The organism is Amycolatopsis circi, from assembly GCF_003385235.1.
In the GTDB taxonomy this organism is placed as follows: Bacteria; Actinomycetota; Actinomycetes; order Mycobacteriales; family Pseudonocardiaceae; genus Amycolatopsis; species Amycolatopsis circi.
On sequence record NZ_PQIA01000172.1, the window covers coordinates 1 to 15,586 of the forward strand.

At 70.3% G+C, this 15,586-nt stretch carries 12 protein-coding genes; 4 read left to right on the forward strand and 8 right to left on the reverse strand.

Features of this window, described 5'->3' with window-relative positions:
- Positions 1–97: 97 nt before the first annotated feature.
- The gene (locus D0D37_RS41540) at positions 98–637 is read right to left on the reverse strand and encodes a Uma2 family endonuclease (RefSeq protein ID WP_116206067.1); all 540 of its coding nucleotides are present in this window, start codon (positions 635–637) and stop codon (positions 98–100) included.
- 490 nt (positions 638–1,127) lie between these two features.
- On the opposite strand from D0D37_RS41540, the gene D0D37_RS41545 reads away from it, so the two are divergent.
- The gene (locus tag D0D37_RS41545) at positions 1,128–2,759 is read left to right on the forward strand and encodes a TIGR04141 family sporadically distributed protein (protein WP_116206068.1); all 1,632 of its coding nucleotides are present in this window, start codon (positions 1,128–1,130) and stop codon (positions 2,757–2,759) included.
- 77 nt (positions 2,760–2,836) lie between these two features.
- Here the strand turns inward: D0D37_RS41545 and D0D37_RS41550 are convergent, their stop codons facing one another.
- Complete coding sequence (locus D0D37_RS41550; protein WP_116206057.1) at positions 2,837–4,231, reverse strand: WS/DGAT/MGAT family O-acyltransferase; 1,395 nt, start codon at positions 4,229–4,231, stop codon at positions 2,837–2,839.
- Positions 4,232–4,290: 59 nt separating this feature from the next.
- Between D0D37_RS41550 and D0D37_RS41555 the strand changes: the two genes are divergently transcribed.
- Positions 4,291–5,544, forward strand: a complete 1,254-nt coding sequence (locus tag D0D37_RS41555) for an alpha/beta hydrolase (protein WP_116206058.1) — start codon at positions 4,291–4,293, stop codon at positions 5,542–5,544.
- Here D0D37_RS41555 and folE read toward each other — a convergent pair.
- Entirely contained in the window at positions 5,508–6,110 is a 603-nt protein-coding gene (gene folE, locus D0D37_RS41560; protein ID WP_037809932.1) for a GTP cyclohydrolase I FolE, read from the reverse strand. The genes D0D37_RS41555 and folE overlap by 37 nt on opposite strands.
- A gap of 142 nt (positions 6,111–6,252) precedes the next feature.
- Here folE and D0D37_RS41565 point away from each other — a divergent pair, with 142 nt between their 5' ends.
- Positions 6,253–6,963: a helix-turn-helix transcriptional regulator gene (locus D0D37_RS41565; RefSeq protein ID WP_116206059.1), complete on the forward strand. Its 711-nt coding sequence runs from the start codon at positions 6,253–6,255 to the stop codon at positions 6,961–6,963.
- A gap of 208 nt (positions 6,964–7,171) precedes the next feature.
- Here the strand turns inward: D0D37_RS41565 and D0D37_RS41575 are convergent, their stop codons facing one another.
- The 5 genes from D0D37_RS41575 to kstR all read right to left on the reverse strand — a co-directional run bounded on the left by D0D37_RS41575 (position 7,172) and on the right by kstR (position 13,251).
- Positions 7,172–7,723, reverse strand: a complete 552-nt coding sequence (locus D0D37_RS41575; RefSeq protein WP_116206061.1) for a TetR/AcrR family transcriptional regulator — start codon at positions 7,721–7,723, stop codon at positions 7,172–7,174.
- A gap of 1 nt (position 7,724) precedes the next feature.
- Positions 7,725–8,546 carry an SDR family NAD(P)-dependent oxidoreductase gene (locus tag D0D37_RS41580; RefSeq protein ID WP_116206062.1) on the reverse strand — a complete coding sequence of 274 codons (822 nt, stop codon included), beginning with the start codon at positions 8,544–8,546 and terminating at the stop codon, positions 7,725–7,727.
- 72 nt (positions 8,547–8,618) lie between these two features.
- A complete protein-coding gene (locus tag D0D37_RS41585) occupies positions 8,619–9,773 on the reverse strand; it encodes an SWIM zinc finger family protein (RefSeq protein ID WP_116206063.1) in 1,155 nt (384 codons plus the stop codon).
- A complete protein-coding gene (locus tag D0D37_RS41590; protein WP_116206064.1) occupies positions 9,773–12,508 on the reverse strand; it encodes a DEAD/DEAH box helicase in 2,736 nt (911 codons plus the stop codon). The genes D0D37_RS41585 and D0D37_RS41590 overlap by 1 nt, the downstream gene beginning before the upstream one ends.
- Before the next feature lie 110 nt (positions 12,509–12,618).
- A complete protein-coding gene (gene kstR / locus D0D37_RS41595; protein ID WP_116206065.1) occupies positions 12,619–13,251 on the reverse strand; it encodes a cholesterol catabolism transcriptional regulator KstR in 633 nt (210 codons plus the stop codon).
- Between the two features lie 165 nt (positions 13,252–13,416).
- Between kstR and D0D37_RS41600 the strand changes: the two genes are divergently transcribed.
- Entirely contained in the window at positions 13,417–15,417 is a 2,001-nt protein-coding gene (locus D0D37_RS41600; protein ID WP_116206066.1) for an acyl-CoA dehydrogenase family protein, read from the forward strand.
- Positions 15,418–15,586 lie beyond the last annotated feature (169 nt).

Below are 15,586 nucleotides of genomic sequence, written 5' to 3' on the forward strand. Positions count from 1 at the left end.
GCGGGCGGCGGGGCAGGAGCGGATCGCGGACTCGGCCTAGGGTTGCGTCTCGTGAGTGTCTATCCCGGTTCTAACCGTGATCGCCACTCACGACGCTCTAGTACGTCGAAACCAGCTCCGCCGGACGAAGCTCCAGCCGGTACGGCACCTCCAGCCGCACCACGTCGTCCCCCGTCGCCTCGCCGTCCAGCACGTACTCGCCGTCCGCCAGCCGGAAGCAGCTCAACGTCGGCTCGTTCGGCTCGATCACCCAGTAGTACGGGCAGCCCGCCAGCGCGAGCCGGGCCGGTTTGAGGAACCGATCGATGTGCCTGCTCGACGGCGAGACCACCTCGACCGCCAGCACCGGGACTCCGACCAGTGCGCGTTCGGTGAACGTCTCGCGCCGCCCGACCACGACGTCCGGGATCATCACGGTGAACTCGTCGAGCACCACGTCCACCGGCGCGGGGAGGACCTCGCAGTCGGCAGGGCACACCCGGGTGAGCGCGGCGAGAAGGCGCGCGACCACCCGCTGGTGCAGCGGACGCGGGGACGGGCTCACCAGAAGCGTCCCGTCCACCAGCTCGTACCGGCGGCGTTCATCCGAGATCGTCTCCAGGTCCCGACGCGTGAGACGGTCGCCGTGCGCGAACATCGGGACTGTCATCATGCTGCCCCCGCAGGCGGGCCGACCGGAAACGACTCGGCCAGGGTAGTCGGGCACGCGCGGCAGCGCGAACCGTCCCGCGACCGGCCGCCGACCCGGCTAGCCCATTCGCCGCGCGGTTCGCCCGCCGAATCGCTCACCGTGCGTCACCGAAACGCGGGGATACCGCCCCGGACAGCGCAGCCGTGCCCGACGAACAGGTTCTTTCGCGGAAGCCGGACGATTTATCGAAACCGCAATTCCGCGTCCAGTAAACGGCCATCACGAGATTACCTACCCGTTGCCTGGCCAGGAAAAACCCGCTGTGGCACATCCCGAAAGGAAACCCTATCATCAGCCGTGCCCGCGTCCCGTGAATGGGTGATTCAGCGAAATTTCACCATTTCGCACGCCATTCGCGCTCCGTGATTAACCAGCCGGACCGCTGCGCCGCCTAGGCTGATCGGACGTCCTGGAATTCCGACCATCGGTGGTGGTCATGCCTGCCCCCAGCCGTCCGGCGTCCCTCTTCCGCCTCGACGGTTCCGCCGCGGAAACCGACCTGCTGACCCCGTTGTCCCCCGAACAGATCAGCGCCGACCGCCCGGTCGACCTGCCCGGCACGCGCGCCCGGCTGGTCGCGGGCGCGTTCCGCACCGAGGCCCCGCAATGGCTGCAGCACGCCGAAGCACTCGGCGGCGGCCCGCTGGACCTGCCCTCGACGCTGCCGTTCGCCGTCCTGCTCGTGCCGCGCCCGCCGTGGACCTATGCGGTCACCTGGGGCGCGGGGCATCTCGTGCTCAACGACGAACACGTGGAGCAAGGTTTCGGGCTGCGCTTCGGAATCCGCCGGCTCGACCCGTTCGACCTCGGGCTCGTCGCGAGCGCCGCACTCGATGTTTCCGCACGGGCGACCCAAATCTCCATCCCCGGCGGCGGCGAACTGTCCGCGTTCCGGCTCGAACCGTACGGCGATCTCGTGCACCGGCTCGCCGGTTCGGCGGATCTCACCGACCTCACCTACGGCCGGGTGACCGGCAAGCGCTACCGCATCCGCGTCGGCACCTCGCTGTGGGCACCGCTCGCGAAGGATCCCGAAGCGTTCCTGGCCGACCTCGACGCTGTCGGCGCCGTGGTCGACGAACCGGACGCGGATTCCGCACTGCGGTTCATCGCCCAGACCCGCCCGATGGACCGGCACCACCCGCTCGTGCCCGAACTGGAACGACAACTGGCCGAAGCACTCGGCGGCAGCGACGCGCTCGGCCTGGCGTGGCCGTCGAGCGCCGCGAACGACGCGGAGAACGCCGGTTCGTTCCGCATCACCGGTCTCGGCCCCGGCGGCCCGATCCACGTCCCTGGGCGTCTGGAACTGGACCACCTGACCGCGCGACTCGGCGGAATTCCCGTTGAACGGCGGTGGAAAGCCCTGCGCGCGGGCCGCATCACGACCTGCGCCGACGAGGCGGGCGCGGAACCCACCGGAGCACCGCTGCCTGCCGCTCGTTGGCTGGTGTTCGAGACGACCGTCGAGCACACGCGGTACGTCTTCCACCAGGCCCGCTGGTACCGGATCGGCGAGACGTACGTGGCGCAGATGCGGGATCAGGTGCGCGATCTGCTGGCACGCAAGCACATCTGGCCGGACATCACGTGGAAGCCGAGCGGTCAGCCGGACGACGAGCACCGGTATTGCCAGCGCGTCGCCGCTCTCGCGCCGGGATACCTGTGCCTGGACAAGGATTTCGCGAGCACTCCCCTGCATCCGCGGTTCGAACTGTGCGATCTGCTGGGGCCTGACGACGAGCTGATCCACGTCAAATGGCTGGGTCGCGCTACCGCGGCCAGCCACCTCTACACCCAGGCACTCGTGTCCGCCGAGGCTTTGCACGACGAGCCGGAAGCGTTGGCGCAGCTGGCCGACAAGGTGTCCACATTGGACTCAGCCCGGATGCTGGGCGGCGCACCGGACACCGTCGTGCTCGCCGCTGCCGGACGGACGTGGAATGTGGACGAGTTGTTCACGCTCTCGCAGGTGGCCTTGCTCCGGCTGGATCGAGCGGTTCGCAGCCTGCGCGCGACGCTGAAGTTCGCCGACATCCCTCACACGGCCAAGAAACGGCGGCACTAGACCAGCGCACTGTCCGGGGTGTCGTGAGTGGCTATGCCGGTTAGAACCGGGATAAACACTCACAAGGCCCCAGCCCGCTAAACCGGTGCGGCCTTGCTCAACTCGTCCAGGGCCTCCGGCAACGCGTCCGCCAGCGGCCACAAATCCTTCACCAATTCCTTGGCCCCCAACAACCCGACACCAACCTTGCCGTCGTTCGACAGCACCGTGATGTTGAGCCCGGCCCCGTGAAAAACCGGCCCCAGCGGATACAGCCCGGTGATCCGCGCGCCCAGCAGATACAGCGGCATCGGCGGACCGGGAACGTTCGAGATGATCAGGTTGTGCACCACCGGATGCCGTTCGGCCAGCCGCAGTGCCGAATACGCGCGCACGCCCAGCCCGAACACCGACGCCGGGGAGAATTGGGCCCAGTCGGCGAGCATGTCGGCGTCGATGTCGTAATGGTGGTCCTTCGCCCGCCGGTTCGCCTCGGCCAGGAAGAACACCCGCGCCGCCGGGTCGGGCAAATGCGTTGGCAGCGAAGCGAAAAAGGCGGACACGCGGTTGCTGCCACGATCGCGTTCCGTGCGTTCGTGCACCGACACCGGAACCGTCGCCACCAGCGGATCGCCCGGCAGTTCGCCGCGGCCGAGCAGGAATTGCCGCAGAGCACCGGAAACCAGCGCCAGCACCACGTCGTTCACGGTGACGCCGAAAGCGTCCTTCACCTGCTTCACCGCATCAAGGTCCAGCTGCGCGAACGCGACCGAACGGTGTCCGGTGATGGTACCGTTCAGCGAGGTCCGCGGTGCGGTGAACGGCACCGGCATTCCCTTGCCGCGCACAGTTTTCATCGCCCACCTCGGCACCAGCCCCAGCAGTTCCGGCAGCAACCGGGCGATCTCGAACGGCCGGTGCAACAGCGAGTCGGCGCTCTCGCGCAGCAGCCGCAACCGGGTGGGGAGGCCGTCGTTGTGCCGCTCGTCGGCGGGCAGTTCCGGCAGCGGCGCGTCGGGTTCGAGACCGGCGAGGTAGCCGATCAGGCTGGCCCCGCCGACGCCGTCGACGCTCGCGTGATGCATTTTCAGCAGCACCGCCAGCCGTCCGTCGGACAGGCCCTCGATGACGTAGCACTGCCACAGCGGATGCGCGCGGTCGAGCCGCTGCCCGGCGATGTGCGCGCACATCTCGGCGAGTTCGCGGTCGTCGCCCGGCGCGGGCAGGCCGATCCGGTGCACGTGGTTGTCGAGGTCGAAGTCCTCGTCCTCGACCCACACCGGATGGTTCAGGTTCCAGAGCGGATTGTGGAGTTTGCGGCGGAACGCCGGGATCACCGCGACCCGCTCGGCGAGGCGGCGCTTGAACTCGGGAAACGCGTAGCCGCCGGGCATGGTCGAGCCGTCGAGCATGAGCAGGCCGCAGACGTGCAGGACCTGCGAGGGCGTCTCCAGGTAGAGGAAGCTCGCGTCCAGCCCGCTCAGTCGCTGCATGCCTGCCAGCGTAAGGCAGAACCCTGGCCGGGGCGCTCGGCGGAGGTAGCATCGGGCAGGTGAAACCGGACTTCGTGACCCGCCGGGCGGCGCAGCTCGGCCTCGCCGCGCTCGCACTGCGGCCGCCGAAACCGCGGCCGACCTCGATCCCGGTGTTCTTCGCCGGCTGGCTCACCGGCGAACTCGCGCCGCACCTGCTCGCGCTGACCGCGGCCGACACCGTGCAGCACGTCGCGCGCCACGGGTTGCGCCGCCGCGGCGACCGCGCGGAGCTGGCCGAAGCAGCGCTGTCCGCGGCCGGTTTCGCGTCGCTGATCGCGACCTCGCAGAAGGCGCGCACGGAGGTCGAGTCCGCGCTCGTCGAAGCGCTCGGCGAGGACTACGCCGACCGGCTGGAGAGCCCGTCGGACTTCTCGACGCCGTGGGGACGGCTGCTGATGCCGTTCCGGATCCACGAACCGGACGTCGTGCGCGACCGGAATGTCGCTTACGCCCCTGGCGGCAAACGATTCCTGCTGGACGTCTACCGTCCGCGCGAGACGGTCCGCGAGGCGCCGGTGCTGCTGCAGATCCACGGCGGCGCGTGGACGATCGGCAACAAGGAACAGCAGGGCCTGCCGCTGATGCGCCACCTCGCCAGCCGCGGCTGGGTCTGTGTGGCGATCAACTACCCGCTCTCCCCCGCGTCGCGCTGGCCCGCGCACATCGTCGCCGCCAAGCAAGCGCTCGCGTGGATCCGCGAGCACATCGCCGAGTACGGCGGCGACCCGCGGTTCGTCGCGGTCACGGGCGGTTCGGCGGGCGGGCACCTGGCCGCGCTGCTCGCGCTGACCCAGAACGACCCTGCGCTGCAGCCCGGGTTCGAGGAGGCGGACACGAGCGTGCAGGCCTGCGTGCCGCACTACGGCGTGTACGACATCGCCGCGTCGACCGGCGAGGAGGAAAGCCGGTACCGCCTGGAAAGCCTGATGGCGCGGCGGGTGTTCGCCCCGGAGCACCGGCTGGACGACTACCTCGCGGCGTCCCCGATGGACCGGGTCGCCGAGGACGCGCCGCCGTTCTTCGTGATCCACGGCAAGCACGATTCGCTCGTGCCGGTCGCGGAGGCGCGGGAGTTCGTCGCCCGGCTGCGCGCCAAATCGGCCCATCCGGTGGCATACGCGGAATTGGCTGGCGCGCAGCACGCGTTCGACGTGTTCCCGTCGATCCGCAGCACGCACGTGGTGCGCGGCGTCGAGCACTTTCTCGATTGGGCCCGGCTCGACTGGGCCCGCGATCAGGCGTTGACGCCGGTCAACGAGAAGAACTCCTGACGCGACCGGGCGTCCTCGCGAAGGGTGCCCATCAGGGTGGACGTGACTGTGGAGGAGCCGGTCGCCTGCACGCCGCGCAGGGTCATGCAGGTGTGCTCGGCCTCGATCACCACGCCGACGCCCTTCGGGGACAGCTGGTCGCCGAGCCAGCCCGCGATCTGCTTCGTCAGCCGCTCCTGCACCTGCGGACGGCACGCGAAATGCTCGACCACGCGCGCCAGCTTCGACAGCCCGAGGATCCGCTCGCCCGGCAGATACCCGACGTGCGCGACGCCGATGAACGGCAGCAGGTGGTGTTCGCAGACCGACCGGACCGGGATGTCGCGGGCCAGCACCAGCTCGTCGTAGCCCTCGTCGTTGGGGAACGTGGTGAGGTCGAACGCGCGGGGCGTGAACAGCTCGGCGTACGCGCGGGCCATCCGGCCGGGGGTGCCGCGCAGGCTCTCCGAGTCGAGGCTGATGCCGAGCGCGCGCAGGAAGTCCCCCGCCGCGTTTTCGGCCGCGGCCAGGTCGAAGCCGGGGACGGGCTCGTGGACGACGCGGAGGGCGGTTCCGGACGACTGCATGGGCGATCCTCGGGCTTCGGGGCTGGCGGGACAGGGTTTTCGCCTACAAATCTTGGTCTTATCGCCCGGTGGAGTCAATGTGACCAGGTGAACAAGCCAGGTAGCGGGTTCGGAGAACCTCGCTGGGCGTTATCGTGGGTGTGTGACGAGTGATCTGGCGACCATCCGCGCGGTAGCGGCGCTGGACGAGGACCTGCGCCGGGGGATGTACGCCTTCATCCGCGACGCCGGCCGCCCGGTGACGCGCGAGGAGGCGGCCTCGGCGGTCGGCATCTCGCGCAAGCTGGCAGCCTTCCACCTGGACAAACTCGTGACGGCCGGTCTGCTGCGCGCCCGCTACGAGACAGTCGGCGGCGTCCGCAAGGTGGGCCGCGCCCCGAAGGTCTACGAGCCCGCCGCGACCGACTTCGCGATCACCATCCCGCCCCGGCACCCGGACGTCCTGGCCGCGATCCTGGTCGACGCGGTCGCCTCGGCCGCTCCCGGTGAACCGGCCCGAGACGCCGCCCTGCGCGAAGCCGGACGGCACGGTTCCGCCGCCGGCGCCGCCGAACGCGAACGCTCCCGGCCAGGTCGGCTGGGCACGGAACGCGGGCTGACACTGACGAGCACGGTCCTGGCCCGGCACGGTTTCGAGCCGAACCGCGAGACGCCGGTGTGCCTGCGGATGCGGAACTGCCCCTTCCAGCCGCTGGCCGTGCGCGCGCCAGACCTGGTGTGCGGGATGACGGACCGGTTCTTGAGCGGAGTGGTCGAGGGACTCCAGGTGCCGGGCGTGTCGACGGCCCGGGTCGCGCCTCGCGACGGCGGATGCTGTGTGGAGCTTCGGGGGACTGAGTCAGGCGGTAGTTGATCCGGCCTGGTTCAGCTGACTTGCTCCCACCGCACCGCATCGACCCTGCCTTGGTTCACCGCCGCGGTCAGGAGTCCCGCGAACGCCGACTCCGCCTCGACGAGCGCCGACTGCGCGTTGAACCCTGCCTCGTCACCGGGTCGCACGAGAGCTGGCCGCTCGATCAAACACCCGCGGTACGCGTTCTCCTTCACCACCGCCCGCGGAGTTAGCGGCCGAACGAAACCGCGCGCAGCACCCGCTCTACGTGGGCGGCGGGCCAGTCCTCCGTGAACGGCCGGGTGCGCAGGAGCCAGCGGTGGAAGACCGGGCCCAGCAGCAGTTCCGCGCCGTCCTCTGGGCACTCGGCCTCGGCGCGGGCCAGGCGGTCGGCGATGGCGCGAAGTTGCGGGCCGAGCAGGCGGTCCAGGACTTCGGAGCCGACGGCTGAATCGGTTTGCAGCTCGGCGGTCACGGCGCGCAGCAGCCGGTCCGTCGCGGGGTCGGTCAGTTCGGCGATCATGCCGCGGACCAACGTTTCCAAGTCCGCCCGCAGGTCGCCGGTGTCGGGGATGGCGACTTCGCCGGAAGCGTCGAGGCTTTGTTCCAGCAGCGCGTCCAGCAGAACCTCGGCGGGCGACGACCACGTGCGGTACAGCGTTTGCTTCCCGGCACCCGCGCGGGCCGCGATGCCCTCCATCGTCAGGCCGTCGAAACCGGACTCGGCGGCCAGGGAGAGCACCGCGGCGTGTACCCGGGCTCGGGTGCTGGCGCGGGCCATGTCAGCTCTCCGCGTCGGCGAAACGCTTGTCCTGACGGTAATCCGTCAGCCGTCCCGACAATGCGGTCGCGACCATGGCGGGGGCATCGGAGCCCGCGAGCACGCGCAGCCGCTGGTCAGCCGAGTCGTTGACGTGCTGCAGGATTTCGGCGGCGATGTCCACGGGCGGGGTACCGCCACCGGTGCCGGTGGTGGCCCACGGCACGGTCGTCGTGCCGAACATTCGCTCGCGCAGCCCGTCGTATGCCGGGTTCGGGGCGGCGAAGCGCATACTGCCGGTCGCCCACTCGGTGTCCATCCCGCCCGGCTCGACGATGCTCACGCGCACGCCGAACTCCGCGACCTCCTGCGCGATCGCCTCGCTCATTCCCTCCAGCCCCCATTTGCTCGCGCTGTAAAGCCCAAATCCCGGCACAGAACCGGCACCGCCGACCGAGGAAATCTGCACGACGTGACCGGACCGCTGCGCACGCAGCACCGGCAGCGCCGCTTGGGTCAGCCACAGCGCGCCCAGCAGGTTCGTCTCCAGGATGTCCCGCGCCTCGTCCTCGCTTACCTCCTCGGCCATGCCGACCAGCCCGTACCCGGCGTTGTTCACCACGACGTCCAGCCGGCCGAACTCGGCCACTGTCCGATCCACGGTTTCCCGCGCCGCGACCCGGTTGCGCACGTCGAGCACGTGCTCGACGACGTTCCGGTGCTCCGGCGCGCTCCCCGGCGTCCGGACGGTCGCCAGCACTCGGTCGCCAGCTTCCGCCGCGGCGAGCGCCAGCGCCCGGCCCAGTCCGCGACTCGCTCCGGTGATCACCCAGGTTCTCGTCATGCCGCAGACGGTAGCACGAAACGAGACGGATCGTCTCGTTTCGCTCGGCGTCAGTGATTCAGCGCAAGTGATTCAGCCCTCCGCCGGGTAGGCGAGATCGACCGGCTGCTCGGCCGGAGGCCCGTCCGGCCACCACTGACCCGCGACCCGCACGAAGCGGTACCACCGGCTGTCCCGGCCGTACCGGAGCTGCACTGGCCCGACCGTGACCCGGTTACGCCACACCTTCACCTCCCCCGGCAATTCCGCCAGTTCCGCGCGCGCCACTGCCAACGGCCCGGGGCCCGGACTCCACGCGTCCCGCAGCGCCGCCAGCCCGCTCCGGCCCGCTTCCCGCCACGCTTGCGCCGACACGATCAGCTCCGACGGCGCGACCTCGGCGGCAGCGGCCAGCCCGAACACATCCGCGCCCGGCCGGGCCGCGCGACGGGCCAGGTCCTCGGCGAAAGTCAAGTCCGCCAAGGCATCCCGGGTGCGCAGCAGGCCGAGCGCGAGCGACGCGGCATCGGCGGCAAGTGCGGCGAGAGCAGCGGACGTCAGGCCGGAGCGAGCGGGCGGATCGAGGTCGAGCACGGCGGGCGGGCCGGGTTCGCCGGGGATCGCGGGCAACGGCGGCAACGGCGCGATCCGCCGCGCGTACGCCTTTTTCGGCGTCAGCCCGACCTCCGGCGCGCGAGCCGGGCGAGCGGCGCTGGGGGTCCGCAATTCGCGCAGCTGAGCCAAAACCTCGTCCCGGCCGCGCCCGCGCAGGGTGAACAGCACGAACGGATCCGCGTCCACCTCATCGGCGACCAGGTAGTACACCGCCGCCACGTGCTTGCACGGATTCGCGCTGTCCGGACACGAACAACGCGGCCGCAGATCGCCAGGCCCGGGCAGCAGGTCGGCCCCGGCCTCGCGGGACTGGGCGGCCAGCTCCTCCGGCAGTTCGCCGTCGAGCAAGGCGGCGGCGTGCCCGAGCCGGCGACCGGCGACGTCGAGCAGCTTGTCCCATTCCTCCGCGCTGAACTCGCGCATCCGGATGGCGACGCGGTACGGGTCCGGTCTGCTTCCCCGCACCCATGCGGTGATTTCGCCCGCGCTGATCGCCAGCTGGTCCACGACGCCCTTGCGCGCGTACGTCCGCCCGCGCGGCAACCGGTTCGGGTCCAGTTTGGCGCGCTGCTCCAGCGCTTCCACCCACGCCCGGCCCCACCACCGGCTCCCGAACGTCCGCCGCGGCGGCATCAGCCGCTCCCGAGCCGGACGAGGTCGGCGAGCTGGTCGTCGGACAGCTCGGTGATCCAGTCCTCCCCCGCCCCGACGACCGCGTCGGCCAGCCCGCGCTTGGTTTCCAGCACCGCGGCGACGCGTTCCTCCAGCGTGCCCTCCGCGATCAGCCGGTGCACCTGCACCGGCCGGTCCTGGCCGATCCGGTACGCGCGGTCGGTGGCCTGGTCCTCCACTGCCGGGTTCCACCAGCGGTCGTAGTGGATCACGTGCGTGGCCTGGGTGAGGTTGAGCCCGACGCCGCCCGCCTTGAGCGACAACAGGAACACCGGCACCTCACCGGATTGGAACGCGGCGACCATTTCGTCGCGCTGGTTCGGCCCGACCTCGCCGGACAGCAGCGCGGTCGGCAGCCCACGCTCGGTCAGCCGTCGCTCCAGCAACCGGCACAGCCGCACGTACTGGCTGAACACCAGCACGCTTTCGCCCTCGTCGAGGATGACGTCCAGCAGCTCCTCGAACGCGGCGAGCTTGCCCGACCGCCCGCTCAGCACCCCAGTGCTTTCCTTGAGGTAGTGCGCCGGGTGATTGCAGATCTGCTTGAGTTCGGTGAGCAGCTTCAGCACCTGTCCGCGCCGCTGTACTCCTTGCGCCTCCCGGATTTGCGCGAGATTCTCCCGCACGACCGCTTCGTACAGCGTGGTCTGCTCGGCGGTGAGCGGGACATAGCGGTCCGTCTCGGTCTTGCGCGGCAGTTCCGGCGCGATGTCCGGGTCGGTTTTGCGGCGGCGCAACAGAAACGGCCGGACCGTCGCGGCCAGTCGTCCGGTGACCGTCTCGTCCCGGTCCCGTTCGATCGGCCGCGCGACCGTGCGCCGGAACTTCTCCAGCGGACCGAGCAGCCCAGGGGTGGTCCAGTCGAGCAGCGACCACAGCTCGGTCAGCCGGTTCTCCACGGGCGTGCCGGTGAGCGCCACCCGCGCCGCCGCGGGTACCTGCCGCAGTTCTTTCGCCGTGGCGGACAACGGGTTCTTGACGTGTTGTGCCTCGTCCGCGGCGACCATGCCCCAGTCCACTTCGGACAGCAGCTCCCGGTCGCGGCGCAGCACGCCGTACGTGGCGAGCACGACCTCGTCCGGGGCCAGGTCGTCGAGATGCCGACCGCCTCCGTGGAAGCGGCGCACCGGCACGTCCGGCGCGAACTTGCCGAACTCGCGTTCCCAGTTGCCCAGCAGCGACGTCGGGCACAGCACCAACGTCGGCCCCGCCGCCTGCGCGCGGCGGTGCAGGTGCAGTGCGATGAGCTGGATTGTCTTGCCCAGCCCCATATCGTCGGCGAGACAGGCGCCAAGGCCGAGTTCGGTCATGGCGATGAGCCAGCCCAATCCGGCCCGTTGATACGGACGCAGAGTGGCAGTAAGGCCCGCTGGTTCCTCGACGGGAGCGGGGTCCCTTTCGCGCAGGCGTTCGGCGAGCCCGGATAACGCTGGCTGCGGAGCGAATTCGACTCGTTCGCCGTCGACCTCCAGCTCACCAGTCAGCGCCGCGGCCAGCGCTTCGGCTCCGGTCAGCCGCGAACGGCGGGCCCGCATTCGCGCCAGCAGAGCGGGATCGAGCTTCACCCACTGTCCGCGCAACCGGACCAGCGGACGTTTCGCTTCGGCGAGCGCCGCGACCTCCTCGTCGGTGAGTTCGCTGCCGCCGAGGCTGAGCCGCCAGCGGAATTCCAGCAGGCCGTTGAGCGGGAACGCGGGACCGGATTCGCTCGCCGGAGCTTGCGTCACGCTCGCCTTCGCCCGGACTTCGCCCGCGAAAAGATCCTTGGGCCACAACACTTCGATGCCCGCGCCGCCCAGGTCGCGCGCACCGGTGCCGAGCAGATCGACAACCTCGTCGTCGGATAGCGGGAGCGAGGTAGGCGCTGGTTCGGACAGGATTCGACCGAGCGGTGGCCAGGCCCGCGCGCCTCGCCGGAGGCCGAGAAGCAGCTGTGTTTCGACCTGATCGCCTAGCCGGTGCAGGACTGCTTCAGGCGCGTCCCAGAGAGTGGCTGCTTCCACGACGAGGCTCGGCTCGAGGGTGGAGCGAACGGCGAGGACTCCGGCGAATTCCTCGTCGGTCGCCTCGATCCGCAGCAACAGTTGCGCGCCGTCCGGGCGGCGGGCTTCCAGCTCGGTGAGCCAGGCCGCGCCGTCTGGATCCAGCAGCGTGGGCTGCGATTCCGCGAAGGCCGCCCCGCCGGACCCGACCGCCGCCGCCGGACTGCGCACCAGCACGTCCGCCGCCGCGTCCCACACCGCGCGCACCAGTGATTCCGGCGAGTGCAGCCGGATTCGCTTGACGCCGGACAACGGCAGCGCGTGCGCCTCAGGAGGCAGCGCCGCGGCGAGCCCGCGCAGAAGTTCCTCGTCGGCGGCGTCGAGCGGCCCCACTCGCCAGGTGCCCAGACCGCTCGGAGTGGACGCCGGACGCAACCGCCCGCGCGCCACGAGGTTCACCCCCGCGTTGACCACCGCCGACCACGCCGCCAGCGCCGGACTCGTTTCGTCCGGCGCGACGAGCAGCCGCGGGATGGCGTTCGCCAGCGGCACGAGCCGCGCCACTACCTCGGTACGGGCGAATTTCCCGCCGCCGGGCAGGACGAGCTGGATCGGGGTGTCCCCCTCGATCTCGTCGCCCCACAGCGCCAGAACTCCCTCTCGCGGGGGATCCGAGGGGAGGTAGGTGGCCTGGGTGGTCTGGTCGAACTCCACCCGCGCACCGTAACGCGCCCCTCCGACAATTCCGCGCCCGCGGCAGCCGGAAGGTCCGTGAGGGGAACCCTGACGGACTCAGAGTCCCTCAGGGTGCCCCTCACGGACGGCTATTTGTCCAGGAGCAGGTGGACGGAGAGTTCCAGGCGGCTCGCGACGTCCGCGGCCGAGGCCCGCCGGGTCACCCAGGCGACCAGGTTCGCCATCCACACGTCGGCCACCACGTGGAAGATGTCGCGGTCCGCCTCGGTCGGGTCGTCGATGCCCATCGCGCTCGCGAACATGTCCTCCATCAGGCGGCCGACCAGTTCGACCTCGGCCGCTGCGGACGTGTCGGCGAACATGAACGCGCGCACCATCGCCTCGGTGAGATGCGGATCGCGCTGCATCAGGCGGGTGTTGCGGCCCAGGACGAACATCAGCCGCTCGGCGGGGGTTTCGGCGGGGATCGCGCTGCGCTGGATCTTCTCGTGCGCGGCCTCGAACTGCTGCGCCAGACCCGACACGAGCAGGTGAATCTTCGACGGGAAGTACCGGTACAGCGTGCCCAGCGCGACGTCGGCCTTCTCGGCGACGGCACGCATCTGCACCGCGTCGTAGCCGCCCTTGGAGGCCAGCGAAAGCGTCGCGTCGATGATGCGGCGGCGGCGGTCCCGCTGGGCCGCGGAGCCCAGTTCCTCGCCCATCGCGCCGAGGCCGTTCGCCCGCGTCTTCGCCGCCGGCGTCTTCGCCTTCCCCGGCATCGCCCTTCCCCTCTGTCGTCACGCAAGCAGTCTTGCGGAACTCGTTCCAGTTTCCGGCTAAGCGTACCTGCCCTGGAGAAAGGTTCAACTCTCGACCGCCTGGCGGAAAAACTATAACACGTTCTACACTCGCCAGTAGCTCTGTACGCCGCGAGGAGGAGACCGATGCCGGTCGCGCTCACCGAGGAACAAACCGCGCTCGCTGCCGCCGTGCAGGCCTGGGCGGCGGCACACGATCCGGTCGCCGCTGTGCGCGCGGCCGAAACAACCGGAGCCGGGCTGCCGGACGGATTCGCGGCGCTCGGCCTCACCGGCGTCGCGTTGCCCGCGTCGGTGAACGGGGCGGACGGGACTGTCGCGGACCTCGCGGCCGGGCTCGCCGCCGCAGCCGAAGCACTGGTGCCGGGACCGCTACTGAGCACCGCGCTGGCCGGGTTGCTGCTCGCCGAACATTCGAAGGAACTCGCCGCCGAGATCGCCGACGGGACCGCACACGTCGCGGTGCAGCTAGAAGAATCGGCGACCGTACCCGGCGCGGACGCCGAGTCGTGGCTGCTCGTGCCGCGTGGCGAACAATACGTCTTGGTCCCGCCCGGGACGGCGGTGGAACCGTTGGCTCCCTTCGACTTTTCCCAGTCGCTGGGGCGCGTCAGCACCGCCGCGAAGGGCGAGGTGCTGTATCTGCCGGACGTCCGCGATCTCGCAGCGACGCTCGCGGTCGCGGAGGCAGCGGGCGTCGCGCGCTGGTGCCTGACGACGGCCGTCGAATACGCCAAGGTCCGGGAGCAGTTCGGACAGGTGATCGGCGCTTTCCAGGCAGTGAAACACCTGTGCGCGGAGATGTTGTGCCGCACCGAAGCCGCCGAGGCGCTGGCGTGGGACGCGGCTTCGTCGGTCGGCGATCCGCTGGCCGTCGCGAGCGCCGCAGCGGTGGCCTTGGACGCTGCCGTCGAGAACGCGAAGGACTGCATCCAGGTACTCGGCGGAATCGGCTTCACCTGGGAGCACGAGGCGCACCTGTACCTGCGGCGCGCGCTGGCGTTGCGGCAGTGGCTCGGCGGTTCGCAACGGTGGCGGAAGCGGGCCGCGGACCTGGCGTTGGCCGGTAAGCGGCGGACGCTCGGGGTGAACGTCGGCGAGGACGCCGAGGTGACCCGGCTGGTCGCCGAAATCGCTGCGCTGCCAGAGGAAAACCGGCGCACCGCGCTCGCGGACTCCGGATTGCTGGCCCCGCACTGGCCTCAGCCGTACGGCATGGGCGCGGACGCGGCGACGCAACTGCGGATCGACGCCGCGCTGACCGCGGCCGACATCCGGCGGCCGGACCTGGTGATCGGCGGCTGGGCAGTGCCGACGATTCTCGCGCACGGCACCGACGACCAGCGCGAACGCTTCGCCAAGCCGACATTGCGCGGCGAGGTGACGTGGTGTCAGCTGTTCTCCGAGCCCGGCGCTGGCTCGGATCTCGCGTCGCTGCGCACCGTGGCGCGCCGGACCGACGGCGGCTGGCTGCTGACCGGGCAAAAGGTGTGGACGTCGCTCGCGCACGAGGCGGATTGGGCGATCTGCCTCGCTCGCACCGACCCCGAAGTGCCGAAGCACAAGGGAATCACGTACTTCCTGGTCGACATGCGCGCCGACGGAATCACCACACGGCCGCTGCGCGAGATCACCGGGCGGAGCGTGTTCAACGAGGTCTTCCTGGACGACGTGTTCATTCCGGACGCTGACGTCGTCGGCGAACCAGGCGCGGGCTGGAAGCTGGCGCGTACGACGCTGGCGAACGAACGCGTCGCGCTGGGCCGCGGCTCGGCGGTGGGCGAGAACGTGGAAGCGCTGCTGGAATCAGCACCGGAAGACGTGGATCGCGACCGGCTCGGCGCACTGATCGGTCAAGGCAGCGCGTGCTCGGTGCTCGACCTGCGAGCGACGCTGCGACGCCTGGACGGCCTTGGACCGGGCGCGGAAGCGTCGGTGGCGAAGCTGCTCGGCGTACGGCACCGACAGGAAACTGCCGAGTTCGCCCTCGACCTCGCTCCGGAACTGGTCGCGGAAAACCCGGCGGCACAAGAGTTTCTGCTGACTCGCTGCCTGTCCATCGCGGGCGGCACCACGCAAGTCCTGCTGTCCGCCGCCGCCGAACGCGTGCTCGGCCTCCCCCGCTGAAGGTCCGTGAAGGACTCCTTGAGGGAATCTGACCTGGATCCACTGGTTGTTTTTTGTGGTGGTTTCTGGTGTTGGTGGCGGGGTGTGCGGGTGCTGGTTGGGGGTGTGGGCGTGGTGGTGTGGCTGGCGTCGCACCAGCGCGTTCCACTTGTTCGGGTCGGGGTGGGCG

Excerpts from the sequence above, each read along its gene's own strand:
- D0D37_RS41540 (WP_116206067.1), bottom strand. The coding sequence starts at position 637 with ATGTTCGCGCACGGCGACCGTCTCACGCGTCGGGACCTGGAGACGATC.
- D0D37_RS41545 (WP_116206068.1), top strand. The coding sequence starts at position 1,128 with ATGCCTGCCCCCAGCCGTCCGGCGTCCCTCTTCCGCCTCGACGGTTCC.
- D0D37_RS41550 (WP_116206057.1), bottom strand. The coding sequence starts at position 4,231 with ATGCAGCGACTGAGCGGGCTGGACGCGAGCTTCCTCTACCTGGAGACG.
- folE (WP_037809932.1), bottom strand. The coding sequence starts at position 6,110 with ATGCAGTCGTCCGGAACCGCCCTCCGCGTCGTCCACGAGCCCGTCCCC.
- D0D37_RS41575 (WP_116206061.1), bottom strand. The coding sequence starts at position 7,723 with ATGGCCCGCGCCAGCACCCGAGCCCGGGTACACGCCGCGGTGCTCTCC.
- D0D37_RS41580 (WP_116206062.1), bottom strand. The coding sequence starts at position 8,546 with ATGACGAGAACCTGGGTGATCACCGGAGCGAGTCGCGGACTGGGCCGG.
- D0D37_RS41585 (WP_116206063.1), bottom strand. The coding sequence starts at position 9,773 with ATGCCGCCGCGGCGGACGTTCGGGAGCCGGTGGTGGGGCCGGGCGTGG.
- kstR (WP_116206065.1), bottom strand. The coding sequence starts at position 13,251 with ATGCCGGGGAAGGCGAAGACGCCGGCGGCGAAGACGCGGGCGAACGGC.
- D0D37_RS41600 (WP_116206066.1), top strand. The coding sequence starts at position 13,417 with ATGCCGGTCGCGCTCACCGAGGAACAAACCGCGCTCGCTGCCGCCGTG.